At 62.0% G+C, this 19,970-nt stretch carries 19 protein-coding genes; 13 read left to right on the top strand and 6 right to left on the bottom strand.

Annotation, left to right across the window (positions count from 1 at the left end):
- Nucleotides 1-187: 187 nt before the first annotated feature.
- Complete coding sequence (gene murI / locus GRI38_RS06340; RefSeq protein WP_160682030.1) at nucleotides 188-1,006, bottom strand: glutamate racemase; 819 nt, start codon at nucleotides 1,004-1,006, stop codon at nucleotides 188-190.
- A 24-nt stretch (nucleotides 1,007-1,030) separates the two neighbouring features.
- Between murI and plsY the strand changes: the two genes are divergently transcribed.
- The 4 genes from plsY to GRI38_RS06320 all read left to right on the top strand — a co-directional run bounded on the left by plsY (nucleotide 1,031) and on the right by GRI38_RS06320 (nucleotide 6,955).
- A complete protein-coding gene (gene plsY, locus GRI38_RS06335) occupies nucleotides 1,031-1,621 on the top strand; it encodes a glycerol-3-phosphate 1-O-acyltransferase PlsY (RefSeq protein WP_160682029.1) in 591 nt (196 codons plus the stop codon).
- Nucleotides 1,622-1,659: 38 nt separating this feature from the next.
- Nucleotides 1,660-2,838, top strand: a complete 1,179-nt coding sequence (dprA, locus tag GRI38_RS06330; RefSeq protein WP_160682028.1) for a DNA-processing protein DprA — start codon at nucleotides 1,660-1,662, stop codon at nucleotides 2,836-2,838.
- A 152-nt stretch (nucleotides 2,839-2,990) separates the two neighbouring features.
- Nucleotides 2,991-5,576 carry a type I DNA topoisomerase gene (topA, locus tag GRI38_RS06325; protein WP_160682027.1) on the top strand — a complete coding sequence of 862 codons (2,586 nt, stop codon included), beginning with the start codon at nucleotides 2,991-2,993 and terminating at the stop codon, nucleotides 5,574-5,576.
- Entirely contained in the window at nucleotides 5,576-6,955 is a 1,380-nt protein-coding gene (locus GRI38_RS06320; protein ID WP_160682026.1) for an MFS transporter, read from the top strand. The genes topA and GRI38_RS06320 overlap by 1 nt, the downstream gene beginning before the upstream one ends.
- Here GRI38_RS06320 and era read toward each other — a convergent pair.
- Genes era through lepB form a run of 3 tightly spaced genes read right to left on the bottom strand, consistent with a single transcriptional unit; the run spans nucleotide 6,952 to nucleotide 9,354 of the window.
- Nucleotides 6,952-7,848, bottom strand: coding sequence for a GTPase Era (gene era, locus GRI38_RS06315; protein WP_160682025.1), 897 nt, complete (start codon nucleotides 7,846-7,848; stop codon nucleotides 6,952-6,954). The genes GRI38_RS06320 and era overlap by 4 nt on opposite strands.
- Nucleotides 7,845-8,516, bottom strand: a complete 672-nt coding sequence (gene rnc / locus GRI38_RS06310; RefSeq protein WP_237487362.1) for a ribonuclease III — start codon at nucleotides 8,514-8,516, stop codon at nucleotides 7,845-7,847. The genes era and rnc overlap by 4 nt, the downstream gene beginning before the upstream one ends.
- A gap of 7 nt (nucleotides 8,517-8,523) precedes the next feature.
- Nucleotides 8,524-9,354, bottom strand: a complete 831-nt coding sequence (lepB, locus tag GRI38_RS06305; protein ID WP_160682023.1) for a signal peptidase I — start codon at nucleotides 9,352-9,354, stop codon at nucleotides 8,524-8,526.
- Nucleotides 9,355-9,505: 151 nt separating this feature from the next.
- Here lepB and pgi point away from each other — a divergent pair, with 151 nt between their 5' ends.
- Nucleotides 9,506-11,047, top strand: coding sequence for a glucose-6-phosphate isomerase (gene pgi / locus GRI38_RS06300; RefSeq protein WP_160682492.1), 1,542 nt, complete (start codon nucleotides 9,506-9,508; stop codon nucleotides 11,045-11,047).
- A 4-nt stretch (nucleotides 11,048-11,051) separates the two neighbouring features.
- On the opposite strand, the gene GRI38_RS06295 is transcribed toward pgi, so the two are convergent.
- Complete coding sequence (locus GRI38_RS06295) at nucleotides 11,052-12,140, bottom strand: mechanosensitive ion channel family protein (RefSeq protein ID WP_160682022.1); 1,089 nt, start codon at nucleotides 12,138-12,140, stop codon at nucleotides 11,052-11,054.
- Between the two features lie 220 nt (nucleotides 12,141-12,360).
- Here GRI38_RS06295 and GRI38_RS06290 point away from each other — a divergent pair, with 220 nt between their 5' ends.
- From GRI38_RS06290 to leuB, 7 genes are all read left to right on the top strand, one after another.
- On the top strand, nucleotides 12,361-13,080 hold the full coding sequence (locus GRI38_RS06290; RefSeq protein WP_160682021.1) for a CDP-alcohol phosphatidyltransferase family protein: 720 nt from the start codon (nucleotides 12,361-12,363) through the stop codon (nucleotides 13,078-13,080).
- Nucleotides 13,081-13,297: 217 nt separating this feature from the next.
- Nucleotides 13,298-14,734: a DEAD/DEAH box helicase gene (locus GRI38_RS06285; protein ID WP_160682020.1), complete on the top strand. Its 1,437-nt coding sequence runs from the start codon at nucleotides 13,298-13,300 to the stop codon at nucleotides 14,732-14,734.
- 107 nt (nucleotides 14,735-14,841) lie between these two features.
- Nucleotides 14,842-16,188: a glutathione-disulfide reductase gene (gene gorA, locus GRI38_RS06280; RefSeq protein ID WP_160682019.1), complete on the top strand. Its 1,347-nt coding sequence runs from the start codon at nucleotides 14,842-14,844 to the stop codon at nucleotides 16,186-16,188.
- 151 nt (nucleotides 16,189-16,339) lie between these two features.
- Nucleotides 16,340-16,900, top strand: a complete 561-nt coding sequence (locus tag GRI38_RS06275; RefSeq protein WP_160682018.1) for a TspO/MBR family protein — start codon at nucleotides 16,340-16,342, stop codon at nucleotides 16,898-16,900.
- Nucleotides 16,901-16,951: 51 nt separating this feature from the next.
- Nucleotides 16,952-17,206, top strand: a complete 255-nt coding sequence (locus GRI38_RS06270; RefSeq protein ID WP_160682491.1) for an accessory factor UbiK family protein — start codon at nucleotides 16,952-16,954, stop codon at nucleotides 17,204-17,206.
- A gap of 27 nt (nucleotides 17,207-17,233) precedes the next feature.
- On the top strand, nucleotides 17,234-17,878 hold the full coding sequence (recO, locus tag GRI38_RS06265; protein WP_160682017.1) for a DNA repair protein RecO: 645 nt from the start codon (nucleotides 17,234-17,236) through the stop codon (nucleotides 17,876-17,878).
- The gene (gene leuB, locus GRI38_RS06260) at nucleotides 17,875-18,933 is read left to right on the top strand and encodes a 3-isopropylmalate dehydrogenase (RefSeq protein ID WP_160682016.1); all 1,059 of its coding nucleotides are present in this window, start codon (nucleotides 17,875-17,877) and stop codon (nucleotides 18,931-18,933) included. Before recO ends, leuB begins: the two co-directional genes overlap by 4 nt.
- Before the next feature lie 5 nt (nucleotides 18,934-18,938).
- On the opposite strand, the gene GRI38_RS06255 is transcribed toward leuB, so the two are convergent.
- Entirely contained in the window at nucleotides 18,939-19,535 is a 597-nt protein-coding gene (locus GRI38_RS06255; RefSeq protein WP_160682015.1) for a hypothetical protein, read from the bottom strand.
- 177 nt (nucleotides 19,536-19,712) lie between these two features.
- Between GRI38_RS06255 and GRI38_RS06250 the strand changes: the two genes are divergently transcribed.
- Nucleotides 19,713-19,946 (top strand): hypothetical protein, encoded by a 234-nt coding sequence (locus GRI38_RS06250; RefSeq protein ID WP_160682014.1) that lies wholly within the window; start codon nucleotides 19,713-19,715, stop codon nucleotides 19,944-19,946.
- Nucleotides 19,947-19,970: the final 24 nt, after the last annotated feature.

Raw genomic sequence — 19,970 nt, 5'->3', positions numbered from 1 at the left:
CGTCGCGTTCTCGTCGTCGGATGTGGGGCGCCAGATACTGCCTCGCAAGGCGTTTGGCCACCGCGATCTTTGCGAGCGATTCGCGATAAGTGCGCATCTGCGCGCGTTTGCGCCGCAATCGGGCCTCTGCCCGCAAGTCTTGCAATTATCGCAATGCTCGTGCCGCTTCGGGTTAGCTGCCTATCTGTCAGAAGGTCGATACGCTCATGAAGCCGAGGTTCGATAGCGCGTCCCGATAGGGATCGAGCATGGCCGGCTTGCCAGTCGCCACGAAAAAGGACGGTGCCGGTTCGAAATCCTGATGGCGGGTGAGATCGACGATCCGCCGCGCAATGCCCTTCGATCCATCCACCAGCGTTACTTCCGAACCGAAGGCGCGCAGCAACTCGTTGCGGATCAGCGGGAAATGCGTGCAGGCAAGGACCAGCGTGTCGATCTTCGCATCATGCGCCTTTTCGCGCAGGGCGTGGGCTGCATCGTCCACCAGTGCCTGATCGACCGGTTCTCCGCGCAGCCGCGCTTCCGCCGCCATGACGAGTTCGGGGGCGGCGTGGCGCACTAGCGTCTTGTTCTTGGCAAACTCCGCCTCGAGGCGATCGACGTAAGGCTGCCTGATAGTCGCTTTCGTTCCCAGCAGGCCAATGACGTTCGTGCGGGTCATGGCAGCCGCCGGCTTGATCGCCGGGACCGTGCCGACGATCGGAATTTCGAGCACGTCGCGAACCATCGACAGGGCGATCGTGCTCGCCGTGTTGCACGCGATGCAGGCGAGGCGCGGGCGATAGCGTTCGCTCATCCGCCCGAGCAATCCGGCAACACGCGCCGCGATCTCGTGCTCGCTCTTGTCGCCATAGGGCAGGCCCGCCAGATCGGCGGCGTAGATCACCGGCGCATGGGGCAGGAGCGCGCGCAATTCGGACAGGACCGTGAGGCCGCCGACACCGGAATCGAGCATGAGGATAGGCGCATCGGCTTTGACCGTGCTAGGATCGTGTTCGACAAGCATCGGGTGGAGGGTTAGAGGCAGGCCATGGATTTTGCTACGGAAAATGTCTGGGCGCTGCTTCTGGGCTATCTTTTCGGGTCGATACCCTTCGGGCTATTGCTCACGCGGATGGCCGGGATGGGCGACGTTCGCAAGATCGGCAGCGGCAATATCGGGGCGACGAACGTCCTTCGCACCGGCAACAAGGCAGTGGCGGCGGCAACGCTGGCTCTCGATCTTGCGAAAGGGCTCCTGCCCGTTCTTCTCGCGAAATTGTGGTTCCCCGACGCGGTCGGCTGGGCCGCCTTAGGCGCGGTTCTGGGGCATTGCTTTCCGATCTGGCTGCGCTTTCGCGGCGGCAAGGGCGTTGCAACCAATGCGGGGGTCTCCTTCGGTCTTGCCTGGCAGATCGGCCTTGCTTACGGCCTCGTCTGGCTCGTCGTGCTGGCCGTCTCGCGCATCAGTTCGCTTGCCGGGATGAGCGCGGTCGTGGCCGCTGCAATCGCCGCCCATTTCCTCGGCTTTGCCGATTACGTCGTGGTCCTCGTCGTGATCGCTGCGCTCGTCATATTCCTCCACCGCGCCAATATCGCCCGCCTGCTGAAAAGCGAGGAACCGCGTATAGGCGGCAAATAATAACCGGATGTTCGTCAATCGGTTCTAGCGCCGCAGCAATGACGAGCAGCCCTCTCCTTCAGGACGAACCCGTAGCGCCCGAACCGCCGACGCTGTCTCAGGCAGAAGCCTTTGCGCGTATCCGCCTGCTGCGCTCGCCCCATATCGGGCCGATTTCCTACCGTAACCTCATCGATCGCTACGGAACAGCTATCGCCGCGTTGGAGGCGCTGCCGAACATGGGAGGCGAGGGTAAGCGCCGCTACGTCGCCGTGCGTCCCGATCTCGTAGAGCGCGAAGTCGCTGCGGTGAAGCGGGCCGGGGCGAAATACCTGTTCCACGATCAGCCCGACTTTCCGCCACTGCTTGCCGAACTCGAAAGCGCGCCGCCGATCCTCACCTATCGCGGTGACTGGCAACTGGCCGCGCGGCAATGCGTGGCCATCGTCGGGGCGCGCAATGCCAGCGCGTCGGCGATCCGGCTGGCGCGCGACTTCGCGCTGGGCCTTGCGGAAGCGGGACTGACGGTCGTGAGCGGACTGGCGCGCGGGATCGACGGGGCTGCGCATGAAGGTTCGCTCGGTGCAGGGTCGGGTTCGACCATTGGCGTCATCGCCAGCGGGATCGAGATCGCCTATCCGCCGCAGCACGCCGACCTACAGGAGCGCATCGCGAGTGACGCGCTGCTGATCGCTGAACAGCCACCGGGGACGGAGCCGCGCGCGCAAAATTTTCCAAGCCGCAACCGGATCATCGCCGGGCTCGCGGCGGGGACGCTGGTCGTGGAGGCAGCGCCTAAGTCCGGCTCGCTCATCACGGCGAGGCTGGCGGGCGAAGCGGGGCGCGAGGTCATGGCGATCCCCGGCTCGCCGCTCGATGCGCGCAGTCATGGCTGCAACGAGCTGATCCGGGACGGCGCGATCCTCATCCAGTCGGTCGAGGATGTTCTGGAGGCCTTGTCCGGTTTCACCGGCGAGCCACGCATCCGCGTGGTGCGGGCTGCGGCGCGGGATAGGCCGAGGCCTGTCACTTCACAGCCAAAGCCGACTGCGGCTTCTTCCGCCAACCCGCCGGACGAAAGCGATATTGCGGCTATGCTGTCGAGCGCGCCCATTTCGATCGACGAAATCGTCCGTCAGTCAGGCGCGAGCGTCGCGGAGGTGCAGATGGCACTGCTGGAACTCGAAATCGCCGGTCGTCTGGAACGCCATGCAGGCGGCAAGGTCAGCCGCAACTAGCCGGATCAACGAAGACGAACTTAATGAAACCCGCGCAAGCTTGGTAAGCGAACTGGAGTCCGACGTCCCCAAACCCGCTTGACACGCGTGAAAAGCGATCCCCACTTTCGCGCGTATACACGCATACGCACGTAAGGACTGCCGCAACACTCATGCAACTCGTCATCGTCGAATCGCCAGCCAAGGCCAAAACCATCGAGAAATACCTCGGCAAGGACTTCAAGGTTCTCGCCAGCTACGGCCATGTCCGCGACTTGCCGCCCAAGGACGGCTCGGTCCGCCCGGACGAGGATTTCGCGATGGACTGGGAACTCTATCGCGACAAGCAAAGCCGGTTCAAGGAAATCGCCGATGCGGCGAAGAAGGCCGACCGGCTGGTCCTCGCCACCGACCCCGACCGCGAGGGCGAGGCGATCAGCTGGCACGTCCGCGAACTGCTGCAGAAGCGCAAGGCTTTGCCTGCCAAGGTCGACCGGGTCACTTTCAACGCGATCACGAAAGGCGCCGTGACCGACGCGATGGGCCGCCCGCGCGAGCTGGATGGCGACCTCATCGATGCCTATCTCGCTCGTCGTGCGCTCGACTATCTGTTCGGCTTCACCCTGTCTCCAGTGCTCTGGCGCAAGTTGCCCGGTGCGAAGTCCGCCGGCCGGGTGCAGTCCGTCGCCCTTCGCCTCGTCGCCGAGCGCGAGCGCGAGATCGAGGCGTTCGTCGCGGACGAATACTGGTCGATCGTCGCCAAGTTGCAGCAGGACGGCACCGAGTTCGATGCGCGCCTCGTCAAGTATGACGGCAAGAAGCTCGACAAGCTTTCGCTCGGGGAAAAGGGGATCGCGCACGAGGCCAAAGCAAAGGTCGAGAACGCGCCTTTCACGATCGAGGACATCGAGACGAAGCCTCTGAAGCGCAATCCGGCGCCGCCGTTCACGACCTCGACGATGCAGCAGGAGGCGGCGCGCAAGTTGGGTTTCTCCGCCAGTCACACGATGCGGCTCGCCCAGTCGCTCTACGAAGCGGGCGCGATCACCTATATGCGGACCGACGGCGTGCAGATGGACGGCAGCGCGATTTCGGCCTGCCGCAAGGCTATCGCAGAGCGATATTCGGGACACTACATGCCCGAAAAGCCGCGCCATTACAGCACGAAGGCGAAGAATGCGCAGGAAGCGCATGAAGCGATCCGGCCGACCGATTTTCGCAAGGATCGTGCGGGTTCGGGCGACGAGGCCAAGCTCTACGACCTCATCTTCAAGCGTGCGATGGCGAGCCAGATGGCAGCTGCATCTCTCGAACGCACGACCGTCACGCTGCGCGATCCCGCAGGCCTGCACGAGCTTCGCGCTACCGGGCAGGTCGTGAAGTTTCCTGGCTTCCTGGCGGTCTATCAGGAAGGACGCGACGACAGCGACGACGAGGAGGATGGTCTTCTCCCGGTGATGGCGAAGGGCGATACTCCCGCAAAGCGTGCAGTCGAGGCAAACCAGCATTTTACCCAGCCGCCGCCGCGCTTTTCCGAAGCCAGCCTGGTCAAACGGCTCGAGGAACTGGGGATCGGCAGGCCGTCGACCTATGCCTCGACGATCCAGACGCTGCGCGACCGCAACTATGTCCGGATGGAGAAGAACCGCTTCTTCGCCGAGGAATCGGGCCGGCTGCTCACTGCCTTTCTCGAACGGTTCTTTCCGCAATATGTCGCCTACGACTACACCGCAGGACTGGAAGACGAACTCGACGAGGTTTCGGGCGGCAGGGAGCAATGGAAGAAGTTGCTCGATGCGTTCTGGCGCGACTTCAAACCGAAGACCGACGAGGTAATGGAACAGAAGCCGTCCGAGGTCACCGAAGTTCTCGACGAATATCTCTCCGACTATCTCTTTCCGCCGCGCGAAGACGGAAAGGACCCGCGCACCTGTCCGCTATGCGAAAAGGAAGATCGCGAGGGCGGCAGGCTCGCCTTGCGGGGCGGGCGCTACGGAGCGTTTGTCGCTTGCGCCAACTATCCCGAATGCAAGTTCACTCGCCGGTTTGCGCAGCCAGGCGGGGAGGATGGCGAACCGGCAGAGGACGAGGTCATGGGCAATGATCCCGAGACCGGCCTTCCCGTTGAACGCAAATCGGGGCGCTTTGGCCCCTATGTCCAGCTTGGCGAAGGCAAAGAAGCAAAACGCGCCTCGATCCCCAAGGATCTCGACGATTTCGATCTCGAATGGGCACTGAAGCTGCTGTCGCTGCCGCGCATCGTCGGCGCGCACCCGGAAACCGGCAAAGAGATCGAGGCCGCGATCGGACGATATGGGCCTTATCTGAGGCATGACGGCAAATACGCCAAGCTATCCTCGACGCGCGACGTGTTCGAGACGGGCATGAACGCCGCTGTTTCCCTGCTGGCCGAAGCGGCGAACCGCAAAGGCGGCGGTCGCCAGAAAGCCGAACCGATCAAGATGCTCGGTGCGCATCCGACGAGCGGCGGCGAAATGAAGGTGATGCCGGGGCGTTACGGTCCTTACGTTACCGACGGAACGACCAACGCCACGATCCCGAAGGACATGAAGCCGGAGAATGTCACTGAGGCGCAGGCGGCCGAACTGATCGACGCTCGTGCCGCGAAGGGGCCGCCGAAGAAAAAGGCGAAGAAGAAAGCGCCCGCGAAGAAGAAGGCTCCGGCCAAGAAAAAAGCGACGGCAAAGAAGAAACCTGCGGCTAAGACGAAGGCAGGCGCAAAGCCAGACGCCGATTGATGGCGCAGGTTCGGGAGCAGGCTACGCGCGATGGCCTGCCCATGCCGCGCCGCGTGCTCGCTATCGTGGCGATTAGCTTCGGTACGGCGCTGTTCGTGCTGGATGGAGCGATCGCGAACGTAGCCTTGCCGACGATCGCTCGGGAACTCGGCGTTACAAATGGCGTCGCGACGAATGTCGTCACGGTCTATCAGCTCGTCCTCGTCATGGGCTTGCTGCCCTTTTCCAACATGGGCGACCGGATCGGCCATCGGCGGCTGTACCAGATCGGACAGGCGATCTTTCTCCTTGCGACGACCGCGATATTCTTCGTCGCGAGCTTTCCGGTCCTGCTGCTTGCTCGTGCAGGGCAGGCGATCGGGGCAGGCATGGCGCTCAGCGTGGCCGCCGCCATGCTGCGCGAAATCTATCCGGCAAAGAGTCTTGGAAGTGGCATGGGCATCAACTCGGTAATTGTCGCCACATCCTACGCCATCGCGCCGACACTCGGTGGCTTCATCGTCGAGCATTTCGACTGGCGCTGGGTGTTCGTGGTGGCCGCTCCGCTGGCCGTGTTAAGCCTCGTCATCGGGCGGTCGCTACCCGAACCCGTCGCGCATGAGCGTTCGCCCGAGCGCCTGAGCGGGCTCTGGAGCGCGCTGACCGTCCTGCTGCTCATCGGCGGGCTACAGCTCGCGACACATGGTGAGACGACCCTGGCGGGCATCGTCGCAGTCGCACTCGGCGCATTGTCGGCGGTGTATCTCGTCAAGCGCGAGCGTGCTCGCAGCAACCCGGTCGTTCCCGTCGACCTGCTTGCCAACCCGGTACTGGGTCTGTCGGCGCTGGCTGCCGTCGCGGCGTTTCTAGCCAGTTCGTCGCTGATGGTCGCGCTGCCGTTTCGCTTTGAGCAGGTTTATGGTTACGCTCCGGCCGAGGTCGGCTTGCTACTGCTTCCGTTTCCGTTGACGATGCTGTTCGTCGCACCGGCTGCGGGATGGCTCTCGGACAGGGTCGCGGCCACGAAACTCGGCGTCACCGGCATGGCCATCGCTATCGTCGCCCTGTTATTGCTCGCCTTTCTGCCCGAGGCGCCGGGCCCGACGGCAATCGGGTGGCGGCTGTCGCTTGCGGCGCTCGGTTTCGGCTTGTTCTTCGCGCCGAATTCGCGGCTAATCATCGGTCGGGCTCCCAAGGAGCGCTCGGCCGCGGCGGGCGGGATGCTGTCGACCTCGCGGCTGATGGGGCAAACGCTGGGCGCCGCGCTAATCGGCCTGCTGCTGGTGATGGGGGCGGGGCTGGGCGAAGTGCCCATGCTGGCCGCCTGCGGGTTCGCGGTCCTTGCCGCCGTGTGCAGCCTCACGCGGTTCGCACGCGCGCGCCGTTCCGCGACGAACTAGTAATCGAGGCCGATTTCCTCATAGATTTCGCGGTCTTCGTCCCAGTTCTCGCTGACCTTGACGTGCAGGAACAGGTGAACCTTCTGGCCGAGTATCTCTGCTAGTTCCGTCCGCGCCGCTTCGCCGATCGCCTTGATCCGGCTGCCCCCCTTGCCGAGAACGATGGGCTTCTGGCTCGCCTTGCCGATTACGATTTGCTGACGGATCTCCACGCTTCCATCTGCGCGCTGCGTATAGCTTTCGGGCCGGACTGCGCTGTCGTAGGGCAGTTCCTCGTGCAACTGTCGATAGAGTTGCTCGCGCGTGATCTCGGCAGCAAGAAGGCGCTCGCTCGCATCGGACACCTGGTCCTCGGGATACATCCACGCCGCTTCCGGCATCATCCCGGCGAGTTCGTCTTTCATCTCGGGGACACCGTCTCCGGTCAGCGCGCTGACGAAGAAAACCTGCGAGAATTCCGCTTTCGCTCCTAATTCCTGAGCGAGTTCGAGCAGCGGCTCCTTCTTCGCCTTGTCGACCTTGTTGAGGACGAGAATCTTGCGTTCGGGTCGTTTCGACAACGCCTCGACCAGCGGTTCGAGTTCATGGCGGCGCTGTTTGATCGGATCGACCAGCAGGACGACGGCATCGGCTGCTTGCGTACCTTCCCAGGCTGCGCTGACCATGGCGCGCTCCAGCTTGCGCCGCGGCGAAAAGATACCCGGCGTGTCGATCAAAATCATCTGCGTGTTGCCGTGCAGCGCGATGCCGAGCATTCGCGCACGCGTCGTCTGAGCCTTGGCCGAAGTTATCGCGACCTTCTGCCCGACGAGCTGGTTGACCAGCGTCGACTTGCCGGCGTTCGGCGCGCCGATGATCGCGACGACGCCGCATCTGCTATCCTGTTCAGTCACGCATATTTCTCCAGAAAGGCCTTCGCCGCCGCCGTTTCGGCATCCTGCTTGCTCGACGCGGTCGCTTCGACCTCGCCGACGTTCTTCACCTTAACAAGAACGGTGAACTTCGCCGCGTGATCCGGTCCGGTCCGCGAACTCACGCTATATTCTGGCGGTTTGCGACGCTGCGCCGCCGCCCATTCTTGCAACGCGCTCTTGGGATGCTTGTGCTGGCCGGCGCTGCTTGCGATCATGTCCGCCCAAAGCTTGTGAACCAGCTTCGCAGTTGCCTCATAGCCGCTGTCGAGGAAGGACGCGCCCAGCAATGCCTCCATGACGTCGCCGAGGATGTTGTCGCTGTCCGCGCCGCCATCGGCACGGGCCTGACTGCCGAGGCGAACATGATCGGGAACCCCGATAGCACGAGCGACACCGGCGCAGGTCTCGCGGCTGACAAGCGCGTTGAGCCTCAGAGACAGCTTGCCTTCCGGCCCGGTATTGCGGTCGTAGAGCCAGGATGCGATGGCAAGGCCCAGCACGCGATCGCCCAAAAATTCGAGGCGTTCGTAATCGCGCTTTTCCCCCAGGCTGCCGTGCGTGAGCGCGGCTTTCCAACGCGCGGCGTCGCCGATCGCGAAACCGCTTGATTTAAGCCATGCCATTGTTTCAGGGCGCAATTCGCTCAAGGTTTCTTCACAATTCGTTGCCGATCCTGTTCCAGCGCGCTGCTCTAAACCAGCTTGCCGGGTCCGACCAGTCTGCATGGCCGTCGGTCGAGAAAACGATGCGATCGGCCCGGCCGACGAGCATCGTTACCGGAACGAAGCCGGTTCCGCCGCCGACACGAAGCGGAAAGCGGCTGTCCTGCGAATTGTCGCGATGGTCGCCCATAACGAAGAGGTGGCCTGCTGGAACGATCTCTGGGCCAAAGTCGTCCGCATAACCCTTTCCGCTGTCCAAAATTTCGTAGGCGTCTGCTTCGTCCAGCCTCTCGCGGCTTCGCCCGAAGCGACAGCCTTCTTCGCCAGTTGGCAGGATAATCGGTCGGCCCCAGTTGCACGAAGCATATGGCCCCCGAGCGATGGCGAAGTCGGCCTGTTCTTCGCGCGGAACCTTATGACCGTTGAGGAAGAACTGCCCGTCACGCAATTCGACCCGGTCTCCCGGCAGGCCGACGACCCGCTTGATGTAGTCCGAACGATCGAGCGGATGCTTGAATACGGCAATGTCGCCGCGTTCCGGAAGAGCGGCAAAGATGCGCCCTTCCGGCAGGGGCGTGCCGAAGGGGATGGAGTATTTCGAATAACCGTATGGCCATTTCGCGATGACCAGATAGTCGCCGCGCAGAAGGGTCGGCATCATGCTTTCGCTGGGAATGTAGAATGCTGAAAAGACAAGGACTCGAAAAAGAAAGACGACGATTACGACCTTCGCGATGAACCACAGGAAACCCAAGCCGTCCCGCTGTTCGGCGCTGTCTGCTGTTTGCTCTGCTTCAAGTTCCGGTCGGTCTTCGAGAGACATGGCGAACCCGCCGTCAGATCGCCGAAGCGAGCAGGGACCGATGCTGTCGCTGGCGTATTGAGGGGTTACAATTCATGGCGGGCTCACCTAACCGTCCGACCGTTCAGCAGCAAAGGAATTCCGCGTGACCGCTTCTTCTGACAGACAAGCCATGGCCGCCGCCTGGAACGCGATCGAGGAAAGGCCGACGCAGACGTTGGAGCAACTCTTCGCCGCCGATCAGGAACGGGTCGGTAAATTGTCGCAGAGGCTCGAATGGACCGACACGGCGCTCGGAGAGAATGCCAAGCAAGGCATTCTGTTCGACTGGTCGAAGACGCATCTCGACGACGATTTGCTGGACGAGTTCGAGGAACTGGCGAAGGCGGCCGATTTCACCGGCTTGCGGGCTTCCTTGCTCGGCGGTCGCCGTGTCAACGTGACCGAAGACCGCCCCGCCGAACACACCGCACAGCGCGGTATCGGAGACGAGGCGAGCGTCGAGGAGGCATCGGCGCTTCACGAGCGGATGAAATTGCTGGTCGAGGCCATTCACGGCGGCGCGCTGGGCGAAGTCCGGCACTGTATTCACATCGGTATCGGGGGAAGCGCGCTCGGCCCCGCAATGGCGCTCGACGCGCTGACCCGCGACCTCGAACTGGTCGATGTCCATGTCGTCTCGAATATCGACGGCCTCGCGCTGGAGCAGGCTTTCGCGGCGTGCGACCCCGCGACCACGATTATCGCCGTGGCATCGAAGACGTTCACCACGACCGAGACGATGACCAACGCGGAATCCGCGCTCAGATGGTTGGGCGAAAACGGCGTCGACGATCCCGGCGGGCGGGTGGTTGCGCTTACCGCATCGCCCGACAAGGCGGTCGAGTGGGGCGTTGACGAGACGCGCATCCTGCCCTTTGCTGAAAGCGTCGGCGGTCGTTACTCGCTATGGTCCTCGATCGGCTTTCCCGTCGCGCTCGCGGTCGGGTGGGACGATTTCGCTGCAATGCTGGCGGGCGCGAAGGCGATGGACGAGCACTTCCGCGACACCGACGGGCGCGCGAACCTCCCGCTACGCGCGGCCTTTGCCGACCGGTATTACGCACGCATTCGCAAATGTCAGACGCGCGCAGTCTTCGCCTATGACGAACGCCTTTCGCTCTTACCCGACTATCTTCAGCAACTGGAGATGGAATCGAACGGGAAGCGCGTGACGATCATCCGGGACGAAGTCGACGAGCCGACAGCCGCTATTACCTGGGGCGGCGTGGGGACGGGCGCGCAGCACGCCGTCTTTCAGCTGCTTCATCAGGGTACGCACTTGGTCCCCGTCGATTTCATAGCGAGCATCGCGCCTGGCGACGAGCTCGATCCTGCACATCACTCGATTTTGCTGATGAACTGCTTTGCACAGGGGGCGGCGCTCATGAAGGGCGGTAACATGTCGGCTTCGGGCGACGATCCCGCGCGCGCCTTTCCGGGCGACCGACCGTCCGCGACCATCCTGTGCGATGACCTCGATGCGAGTACTTTGGGCGCGCTTATCGCGTTCCATGAGCATCGCACCTTCGCCAACGCGGTGCTCATGGGCATCAATCCGTTCGATCAGTTCGGCGTCGAACTCGGCAAGAAAATGGCAAAGGAAATCGAGAGCGGCGGTAGTGATTTCGACCCGAGCACGACAGCGTTGCTGGAGGCTGCCGGACTAGGCTAATTACCTAATTGGCGGGCATGGTGAGCAGGCGCTGCTCGTCATCCGGCTCTCCCACGACGCGCGTTCGGGCAATTGCTTCCGGCTGGCGATCCGCGATCCATTCCAGAATATGCTCGCGCATGTCGCAACGCAGGTCGAACAGGGTCGGCGAGTCTTTCGCGCTCATGAGCAACCGCACCTCGATCGCGTCGCGCTTGGTATCCGTGACCTGGACGACCTTCACGCGTCCGTCCCACTTAGGGTGTTCCACGACAGCGCGTTCGAATTCCTCGCGGATCGGACCGATCTTCGTCGTCAGATCGAGATAGAGGAAGACTGTCCCGAGCATTTGCGCATGGCGCTTCGTCCAGTTCTGAAAAGCTTCCTCGAGGAACTTGGCGGTCGGCACGATCAGGCGTCGTTCGTCCCAGATCTTCACGACGACGTAGGTCGTTCGGATGTCCTCGATCCAGCCCCATTCGCCCTCGATAATGACGACATCGTCGATGTTGATAGGCTCGGTCACTGCCATCTGAACGCCGGCGATGAGGGAGCGCAGGGCGGGCTGTGCGGCTGCTCCGACGGCCAGACCGGCCAATCCGGCGGAGGCCACGAGCGTCAGGCCGATGTCGCGAATGCCGGGTATCGACAGCAACATGAGTCCAACCGTGATGAAGAGGATGATGAAGGTCGCCAGCCGGTTGAACAGGGACAGCTTGGTGCGCTTGCGTCGTGCCTTGAGGTTGTCGGAGACCGTGATGTCCGCGCGCATCGCCATCGTATGCGTGAAGGCGCGCAGGATGGCGACGGCGATCCAGCCGACGAGGGCGGGGACCACGAACCCTGCGATGCGATCCCAGGCTTCGCGAAGCAGGGGCAATTCCCCGGCGACAAGGACGACGGCGAGGGCGATCGCGGCATATCTTGTTGGGTTGAACAGGCCACGCAGCAGGACGTCGTCCGACTTGCTTTCGCTTCTTCGCGACAAGCGTATCATTGAAAGAAAAATGAGACGATGAAGGAGCCACGCGAGGATGACCGTGGCTCCGAGAGCTATCGCAGTTTGCAGCCATTCGGGCTGGGCACGAAAGTGAAGTTCGATCCAATCGAGCATTGGTCTCCTTCGCCGGTGTTAAGTAATTGATCGAGACGCGCCGAAAGTACGCTTCCCCTCAACCAATGACATTAACTGGCGGCAGTTCCGCTCGTCCTGCAGCTTTTTGCTGCAACTGCGAACCGAGTTCGCCTCAGGCGCTAGCGGAATTGCGCTAATCCCTAAAGACGGCGCCTGAAGCATTGCCATGAACGGCTGAAAATCGCATGGGGAGCCAGCCATGCAACCCGACAAGATCGACGATCGCAAACCAATCGAGCGCATTCAGGAGAACCTTCTCGCGCGTAGCGAGCGGCGCCTCCTCAACTGGTTGTGCGCGCGTTTTCCGGCTTGGGTATCGCCGGACCTTCTCACCTTCGTCGGAATGTTCGGCGCATTTATGGTGTTCGGTGGCTACGTAGCCAGCAATTGGGACGAGAACTGGCTGTGGCTCGCCATCGCCGGCTACGTGGTACACTGGTTCGGCGATTCGACGGACGGCAGCCTCGCTCGGTATCGCCGGATCGAGCGGCCCCGCTACGGCTATTTTCTCGATCATAGCTGCGATGGGTTGGCCACGACGCTCGTCGTGACCGGGATCGGCCTCAGCCCCTATGTCGTCATGGAAGTCGCATTGTTCGCGCTTGCAGGATATCTGCTGCTTTCCATTCATGCCTTTCTGTCTGTTCGTGTGCTCGGCGAATTAAAGCTGAGCTACCTTAATGCGGGCCCAACCGAACTGCGATTTCTCCTCATCGGTCTGACGGTCGCGATGATGTGGTTCGGCACTGGGCCGGGATGGTTCGGCAGGATTTCCGGGATCGACCTGTTCGTGGCCTTCGTGGCCTTCATTCTCATTTCTCTGTTCGTCGTTCAAACCAGCGTGACGGCGCGACGGCTCGCGCGTGAAGAGCCAAGCCGGAACGGTGAGTGGAAAACGCGCAACGATCGGAACAAGTAGGGTTCGCGCGAAATCGATTGACTTCGGGCAGTAGTCTGCCCATCTGCGAGCCATCGAGGCGATCGGCAGCGTGAACCGGCGGCATATTGTGCCGCCCCGGCCAAGCCTCGGTCGATAGTTTTAACGACAACTTCCCTTTTCACGCGGGCGGTTCCAATCCCCCGCGCCGTGCGCCTCGTAAAGGCAGCGCGCCGCTGTTATTTGCGAGTAAAAAAACATGAAATTTACCGAACTCGGGCTTTCGCAGCCCGTTCTTCAGGCGCTCGAGCTCAAGGGTTACGACACGCCGACCCCCATCCAGGCGCAGGCCATTCCGCCGGTTCTAAAGGGCGATGACCTACTCGGCGTCGCCCAGACGGGCACGGGCAAGACCGCAGCCTTCATGCTGCCCTCGATCGACCGGTTGCGCCAGAGCGACCGGCATGCGCCCCGCAAGGGTTGCCGGATGCTGGTGCTCGCGCCGACCCGCGAACTAGCAGGTCAGATCGCGCAATCCGCGCGAGACTACGCGGCTCTTGCAGCGATGAAGGTGGCGAGCATCGTGGGCGGAACGTCGGTCGGTCGCGATCGCCAGAAACTAGCGCGCGGCGTCGACATCCTCGTCGCAACGCCGGGTCGATTGCTCGATTTGGTCGATCAGAAGGCCTTCCAGCTCGACGGGGTCGAAATTCTCGTCCTCGACGAGGCTGATCAGATGCTCGATCTCGGCTTCATTCATGCTTTGAAGCGAATCGTGTCACTGGTCCCGCCGAAACGGCAGACCTTGTTCTTCTCCGCCACCATGCCGCGTGCAATCAAGGATCTGGCGGCGCAGTACCTCACCGAGCCGGTCCAGATTTCGGTCACGCCCGCCGCGACGACGGCGGAGCGCCTCGACCAGTATCTGCTGATGGTCCAGCAGGACGAGAAGCAGGCTTTGCTGGAAATGATCCTGTCCGGTCGACACCAGGTTCCGGGCGAGTTCGAGCGTGTCTTGATCTTCACGCGAACGAAGCACGGTGCGGATCGCGTGGTGAAGAAACTGGCTCAGGCGAATATCGACGCGAATGCCATCCACGGCAACAAGTCGCAGCCGCAAAGGCAGCGCGCGCTCGGCGACTTCAAAAGCGGGAAGGTCCCGATCCTCGTCGCAACCGATGTCGCGGCGAGGGGCATCGACATTCCGGGTGTCAGCCACGTCATTAACTACGAGCTGCCCAACGTTCCCGAGCAATATGTGCACCGGATCGGCCGGACGGCGCGGGCGGGTGCGGACGGCATCGCCATCGCATTCTGTGCGGAGGACGAGCGAGCCTATCTCAAGGACATCACTCGCAATACCGACGCGCAGCTCGAGCGGTTGCCGCTGCCCGACAACTTCCGGGCGGTTGTGGAAGGGGTCGGTCCAACGAAGCCGGCGCCCAAACAGCAGCGCGGACGTGCTTCGGTGACGCCCAAACATCCGCGCAAGGAAAGGAAGCCGGATAATCGGCCTCGCAAGGGCGGTGCACCCGCCGAAGGTGAGGGGAGGCAGGACTCCAAACCGAAGCGCAAGCATCCTAACCGGGCGGGGAAACCCGCGCGTTTCGGAGGTCCGGGAAAACCGTCAGGCAAGCCCGGCGGCCAGCGCTCGCGGCGTCAGCGCAGCCAGCGAGAGAGTGCCGGTCGAAGCTGATCTGCGCATTCGAAGTTTGGCCCCAGGCGAGGAATTAGTTTCCTCGCCGGTTGCGGCGTAGCGGCGGCAGGGCCATATCTCCGGGCTAATCCCAGGAGCATTGTTTGATGGCCGACGAATACGATTTTGACCTTTTCACCATCGGTGCCGGCTCGGGGGGCGTTCGCGCTTCCCGCGTTTCGGCCGCTCACGGAGCGCGCGTGGCCATCGCGGAGGAGCACCGTATCGGAGGCACTTGCGTCATTCGAGGCTGCGTTCCGAAGAAGATGCTCGTCTATGGTGCGCAATTCGCCGAAGATCTGGAGGATGCGAAGGCATTTGGCTGGGATATCGGCGAGGCAAAGTTCGACTGGGTCACGCTGCGCGACAATGTTCTCACCGACATCGACCGGCTGAACGGTCTTTATACGGAAACGCTCGAAAGCCATGACGTCACGATCTTTCACGAACGCGTGACGCTGACCGGTCCGCACGAGATCACCCTCGAAAGCGGCAAGACCGTCACGGCCAAGAATATTCTCATAGCGACCGGCGCGACGCCGCACGTGCCCGACCTTCCCGGTGCCGAGCATGGCATTACCTCGAACGACGCGTTTCATCTCGACGAAATACCCAAGCGCGCCCTGATCGTCGGCGGCGGTTATATCGCCAACGAGTTTGCGGGCATCTTCCATCAGTTCGGCAGCAAGGTGACGATCATCAATCGCTCCGACACGCTGCTGCGCAGTTACGATCAGTCGCTGCGCGATCGCCTGCTCATGATTTCGACGGCCAAGGGCATTCAGTTCCACTTCAACACGACGATCGACCGCATCGAGAAGAAAGACGGCGCCTTGCACGTGGCGCTGGACGGAGCGGACGACATGGAAGTCGACTGCGTTCTCTTCGCCACCGGACGCGTTCCGCATACGAAGGGGCTCGGTCTCGAGGAAGTCGGCGTTGAAATTGGCGACAAGGGCGAGGTCAAGGTCAACGAGTTTTCCCGCACGAATATCGAGCATATCTATGCGGTCGGAGACGTTACCGATCGCGTCCAGCTGACTCCGGTAGCCATTCGTGAAGGCCAGGCCTTCGCCGATACGGTCTTCGGTGGCGAGGAAACGACGGTCGATTACGATTGCATTCCCAGCGCCGTCTTCAGCCACCCGCCGATTGCATCCGTCGGCATGACGGAAGGGGAGGCGCGCAATACATTGGGCGGCGTCAGGGTCTATCAGTCGGACTTCCGCCCGATGAAGCACGTCGTTGCCGGACGTAACGAACGCGGCCTCTACAAGCTCGTTTGCGATGCTGCGAACGACCGGATCGTCGGCATTCACATGATCGCGCCCGAAGCGCCGGAAATCATGCAGATGGCTGCTGTTGCGGTGAAGGCTGGCCTTAAGAAGTCCGACTTCGATGCTACCATGGCGATCCATCCGACGATGGCGGAAGAACTCGTCCTCCTGAAATAGGCGTTCTGCCAGTGCGACCTTCACCGTGCCATTGTGGTGCATTGCACCGGTAGCGCGGCTTGCGTGGCCCCTGCCTTTGCTCAATACGCTACCGCCTTTGCCGGTCGAGCGAATCGCGGATTGCTCGCTGCGTCTAACGATGGGGAATGGCATGAACGTCTTGGCGTCGAAGGGGCAATTGCGCGCCAGTTTTGTCCGATGGTCGCTGCTGACCGTGCCGGCGATTCTCTTGCTCGGCTTCCTTTCGTCCGCCATCGTCGGAGATATCGGCGAAAGTGCGTGGTTCGCCGCCCTTCAAAAACCTGCGATCTATCCCCCTCCCGCACTTTTCGGCATTGTCTGGGCGATACTGTGGGTTCTGATCGGGTTCGCGGTGGCACTCATATGTGCGGCCCGGGGCGCCCGCTTGCGCAACCCCGCGATAGCTCTGTTCGTCGTCCAGTTCCTCGTAAGCCTCGCCTGGACGCCACTCTTCTTCGCGCTGCACGAGATGAGCGCAGCGCTAGTCCTCATCATCGTGCTCGACTTGCTTGTCCTGGCGACCATCTACCTGTTCTGGAAGGTCCGGCCATTGGCAGCTGCGCTGATGCTGCCCTACCTCGCCTGGCTCGTGTTCGCGACGATTCTGAACTACCAGTTTCTCGCGTTGAACCCTGACGCGGACGGTGCCGGCGGCGTGCCGCCCGCCGAAGTGCAGCGGATGGAACTCTAGGGGACATCAAAGGCGCTTGCGTTTATGTCGTCGCCGACCCACATTGCAGTCATGCAGTCTCAGAACCCCATGATCGCCGATTTCGTCAAGCTCGCCAACAGTGCGGCCGGAACCTTCGCCGGAATGACGCGAGAAGCTCGTGAGGCAGCGCGGGAACGCGTCAAGGAAGCGATGGGGGGCATGGACTTCGTGACCCGCGAAGAGTTCGATACGGTCAAGGCAATGGCTGCGAAGGCGCGGGAAGATAGCGAAGCCCTGATGAAGCGGGTCGCCGAACTCGAAGCGAAACAGACCATCGACCGCTAACCGGCGCACGACGCGACGGCAAGTTGCATGAATCTGCGCGTCCCGGCAATCGTCGTCGCGGCACGATCGCATGGCGAGACGGCGGTGATCGCACGTCTTCTTACGGAAGACGCCGGACTCGTTGCCGCCTATATCGCCGGGGGCAGGGGGCGCAATCTGCGACCGGTCGTCGTTCCCGGCAATCTTGTTGAAGCCGACATCCGTTCCAAGTCGGACACGCAATTACCGTTCGCGCGCGTCGAGCTTACCACGAGCCGCGGACCTTGGCTGACGGAGCCACTGGCGTCAGCGGCCATTTTATGGGTGACCTCCCTCACCGCGAGCGTCCTTCCCGAACGCAATCCCTATCCCGCTCTCTATCGCACACTCGTCGCCGTGCTCGACGCCATTTGCGCCGCACCCTCGGCTCGCGGTTGGCTCCCGGCGCTGGTCGCGTATGAGCGGCTATTGCTGCGCGAACTCGGATATGGCGGTGCGAACATCCGTGAAAGGCACGGAGAACCTTCCCGCTCTATGGTCGGAGTAGGCGCAAATGGCTATTATCAGGCTGTCTTCGTCCGGTTCGAAAAACTTGGTCCGGCGATAGAAAACTACCTGCTCGCAGATGTCAGGGGCGATGTTATGGCCGCGCGGAACTTACTGGGCGCAAGACTGAAACGGATGCTGACATGAAGATAGCGATTTTTCCAGGCGACGGGATCGGGCCGGAAGTCGTGGAACAGGCACGCCGGGTGCTGGCTGCACTGTCGCTTCCCGGGCTCAAGCTGTTCGAAGGCGATGTCGGTGCCTGCGCCTATCGCAGGCACGGACATCCCCTGCCTGCGGAAACCTTGCAAATGGCGAAAGCAGCCGATGCAGTGCTGTTGGGGGCAGTGGGCGATCCCGAATGCGACGGGCTCGTGCGTGAATTGCGACCGGAACAGGCCATCCTCGGTCTTCGCAAGGAACTGGAGCTCTTCGCCAATCTGAGGCCGGCGAAAAGTTTTCCGAACCTCGAACATCTTTCCGCCCTCAAACCTGACATCGCACGCTCGATCGATTGCCTTATCGTGCGCGAACTTACCGGGGACGTTTACTTTGGAGAGAAGGGACGCGACAGGAACGCATCCGGAGACGTCGTGGGCTGGGATCGCATGGCCTACGACGCGAGCGAAGTCCGGCGTATCGCCCATATCGCCTTCGATGCAGCGCGGGGCCGGAAGCGCCGCGTCCTTAGCGTCGACAAGGCGAACGTGCTCGAAACCAGCCGGGTGTGGCGCGAGACAATGATTGAGGTCGCAGAGGACTATCCCAAAGTGACGCTTGCGCACATGTATGTCGATAACGCGGCCATGCAGTTGGTGCGCGATCCGGCAGCGATCGACGTTCTCGTGACGGGCAACCTCTTCGGCGACATTCTTTCCGATCAGGCGAGCGCCTGCGTCGGTTCCATCGGCCTCATGGCCAGTGCGTCGCTAGGCGCGCGCAAGACGGAGTTCGGAACCTTCGGTCTTTATGAACCGATCCATGGCAGCGCGCCTGATATCGCGGGGCAGGGGTTGGCCAATCCGTCGGCAACCATTCTCTCGCTCGCCATGCTTCTGCGTCATTCGCTGGGGCTGGAAAGCGAGGCTTCGCGGATCGAAGCAGCGGTCGAGGAAACGCTCAATGCAGGCGTATTGACGCGCGATCTCGGAGGCGAAGCTTCCACACGCGAAGTGGGGGATGCGGTTCTGGCGCGGCTCTGAAGAGATCAGCTTTTTACTATGTTGGGCAATAGCGTCATCGCCGCGACATAGATTGCGACGGGTACGATGCCGAGCCAGATTACAGCTTCCCAGAGCGAGATGCCCGGAACCGGCGCGCCCCGGCGGCTCGCGACGAGGCGGCGTCTGCCTGCCAGATAGCGCAGCACTGCGAATGCGAGAATCGGAGCAGCCGCTAACGGAATGAGTACAGGCAGTAAGGATGAGCCTGCTCCGAGCGCCACTCCTGCTGCCGCCAGGCGCATCCTTCCGGTTTCGGGCTCGCGCATTGCGGCCGCAAGCTGCCACCCCGCAGCGAGGAAGAACGCGGCACCAGTTACTTGCCAAGCGGTTACCGACCCTAATGGCGCAAGAAGGAAGATCGCCCCCGCCGCGACACCGATGCCGAGGGATACGCCCCTAGAGCAGCTGGCGAACCATCCTGTTCGAGCGATGCAGAAAAGGCCGGCAGTCAGCGCCGCAACTTTCGGCAGTGGTACGAGCTTCCATACGACGAGTGCTACGAAGACCAGTCCTGCGATGATAACCGTTGCGAATAAGGGATCGCGCCTGTTCGCGGAATGACCGTGTGACCCCTGATCCATCGTTCCTGTCGGTTAAGAGGGGCGATGCACTTCCGCAAGGAGAAGGTTTTCGCGCTCTACCGCTCTTGCCGAACGTTCAGACCGACTTTTCGTGAGCATTAGGTCCGAGAGGGGAACGCGCCTTCATTCAATTCATTGGCAGCAATTAAGTCAGCAAAAGATTTAGCGGAGGTATTTATGCGTCTTTCGAAACTTGCATTGGGTCTGGCGGCATCGGCATTGGCTGCGGCGCCGATCGCGGCACAATCGACGAGCGCACTTGATCGTGCCAGCGCCCCGGTCGAAGGGGAAAGCGAACTCTTCGAGGGTATTGGCGCGGGTGCGATCATCGCCATTATTGCAGGTGCGGGCATGGCCGTTCTCTTGCTGACCGACGACGATGACGACGACGAGCCGATCAGCGCCGGCTGATTTGCCTTTGACAGATGAACAGGA

The organism is Parapontixanthobacter aurantiacus (genome assembly GCF_009827635.1).
GTDB classification, from domain to species: domain Bacteria; phylum Pseudomonadota; class Alphaproteobacteria; order Sphingomonadales; family Sphingomonadaceae; genus Parapontixanthobacter; species Parapontixanthobacter aurantiacus.
Note: the sequence above shows the minus strand (reverse complement) of the source record. Positions and strands in the feature narration are given on the sequence as shown.

Coding starts and splice junctions, on each gene's coding strand:
- murI (WP_160682030.1), bottom strand. CDS start 1,006: ATGCTTGTCGAACACGATCCTAGCACGGTCAAAGCCGATGCGCCTATC.
- plsY (WP_160682029.1), top strand. CDS start 1,031: ATGGATTTTGCTACGGAAAATGTCTGGGCGCTGCTTCTGGGCTATCTT.
- dprA (WP_160682028.1), top strand. CDS start 1,660: ATGACGAGCAGCCCTCTCCTTCAGGACGAACCCGTAGCGCCCGAACCG.
- topA (WP_160682027.1), top strand. CDS start 2,991: ATGCAACTCGTCATCGTCGAATCGCCAGCCAAGGCCAAAACCATCGAG.
- GRI38_RS06320 (WP_160682026.1), top strand. CDS start 5,576: ATGGCGCAGGTTCGGGAGCAGGCTACGCGCGATGGCCTGCCCATGCCG.
- lepB (WP_160682023.1), bottom strand. CDS start 9,354: ATGTCTCTCGAAGACCGACCGGAACTTGAAGCAGAGCAAACAGCAGAC.
- pgi (WP_160682492.1), top strand. CDS start 9,506: ATGGCCGCCGCCTGGAACGCGATCGAGGAAAGGCCGACGCAGACGTTG.
- GRI38_RS06295 (WP_160682022.1), bottom strand. CDS start 12,140: ATGCTCGATTGGATCGAACTTCACTTTCGTGCCCAGCCCGAATGGCTG.
- GRI38_RS06290 (WP_160682021.1), top strand. CDS start 12,361: ATGCAACCCGACAAGATCGACGATCGCAAACCAATCGAGCGCATTCAG.
- GRI38_RS06285 (WP_160682020.1), top strand. CDS start 13,298: ATGAAATTTACCGAACTCGGGCTTTCGCAGCCCGTTCTTCAGGCGCTC.
- gorA (WP_160682019.1), top strand. CDS start 14,842: ATGGCCGACGAATACGATTTTGACCTTTTCACCATCGGTGCCGGCTCG.
- GRI38_RS06275 (WP_160682018.1), top strand. CDS start 16,340: ATGAACGTCTTGGCGTCGAAGGGGCAATTGCGCGCCAGTTTTGTCCGA.
- GRI38_RS06270 (WP_160682491.1), top strand. CDS start 16,952: ATGCAGTCTCAGAACCCCATGATCGCCGATTTCGTCAAGCTCGCCAAC.
- recO (WP_160682017.1), top strand. CDS start 17,234: ATGAATCTGCGCGTCCCGGCAATCGTCGTCGCGGCACGATCGCATGGC.
- leuB (WP_160682016.1), top strand. CDS start 17,875: ATGAAGATAGCGATTTTTCCAGGCGACGGGATCGGGCCGGAAGTCGTG.
- GRI38_RS06255 (WP_160682015.1), bottom strand. CDS start 19,535: ATGGATCAGGGGTCACACGGTCATTCCGCGAACAGGCGCGATCCCTTA.
- GRI38_RS06250 (WP_160682014.1), top strand. CDS start 19,713: ATGCGTCTTTCGAAACTTGCATTGGGTCTGGCGGCATCGGCATTGGCT.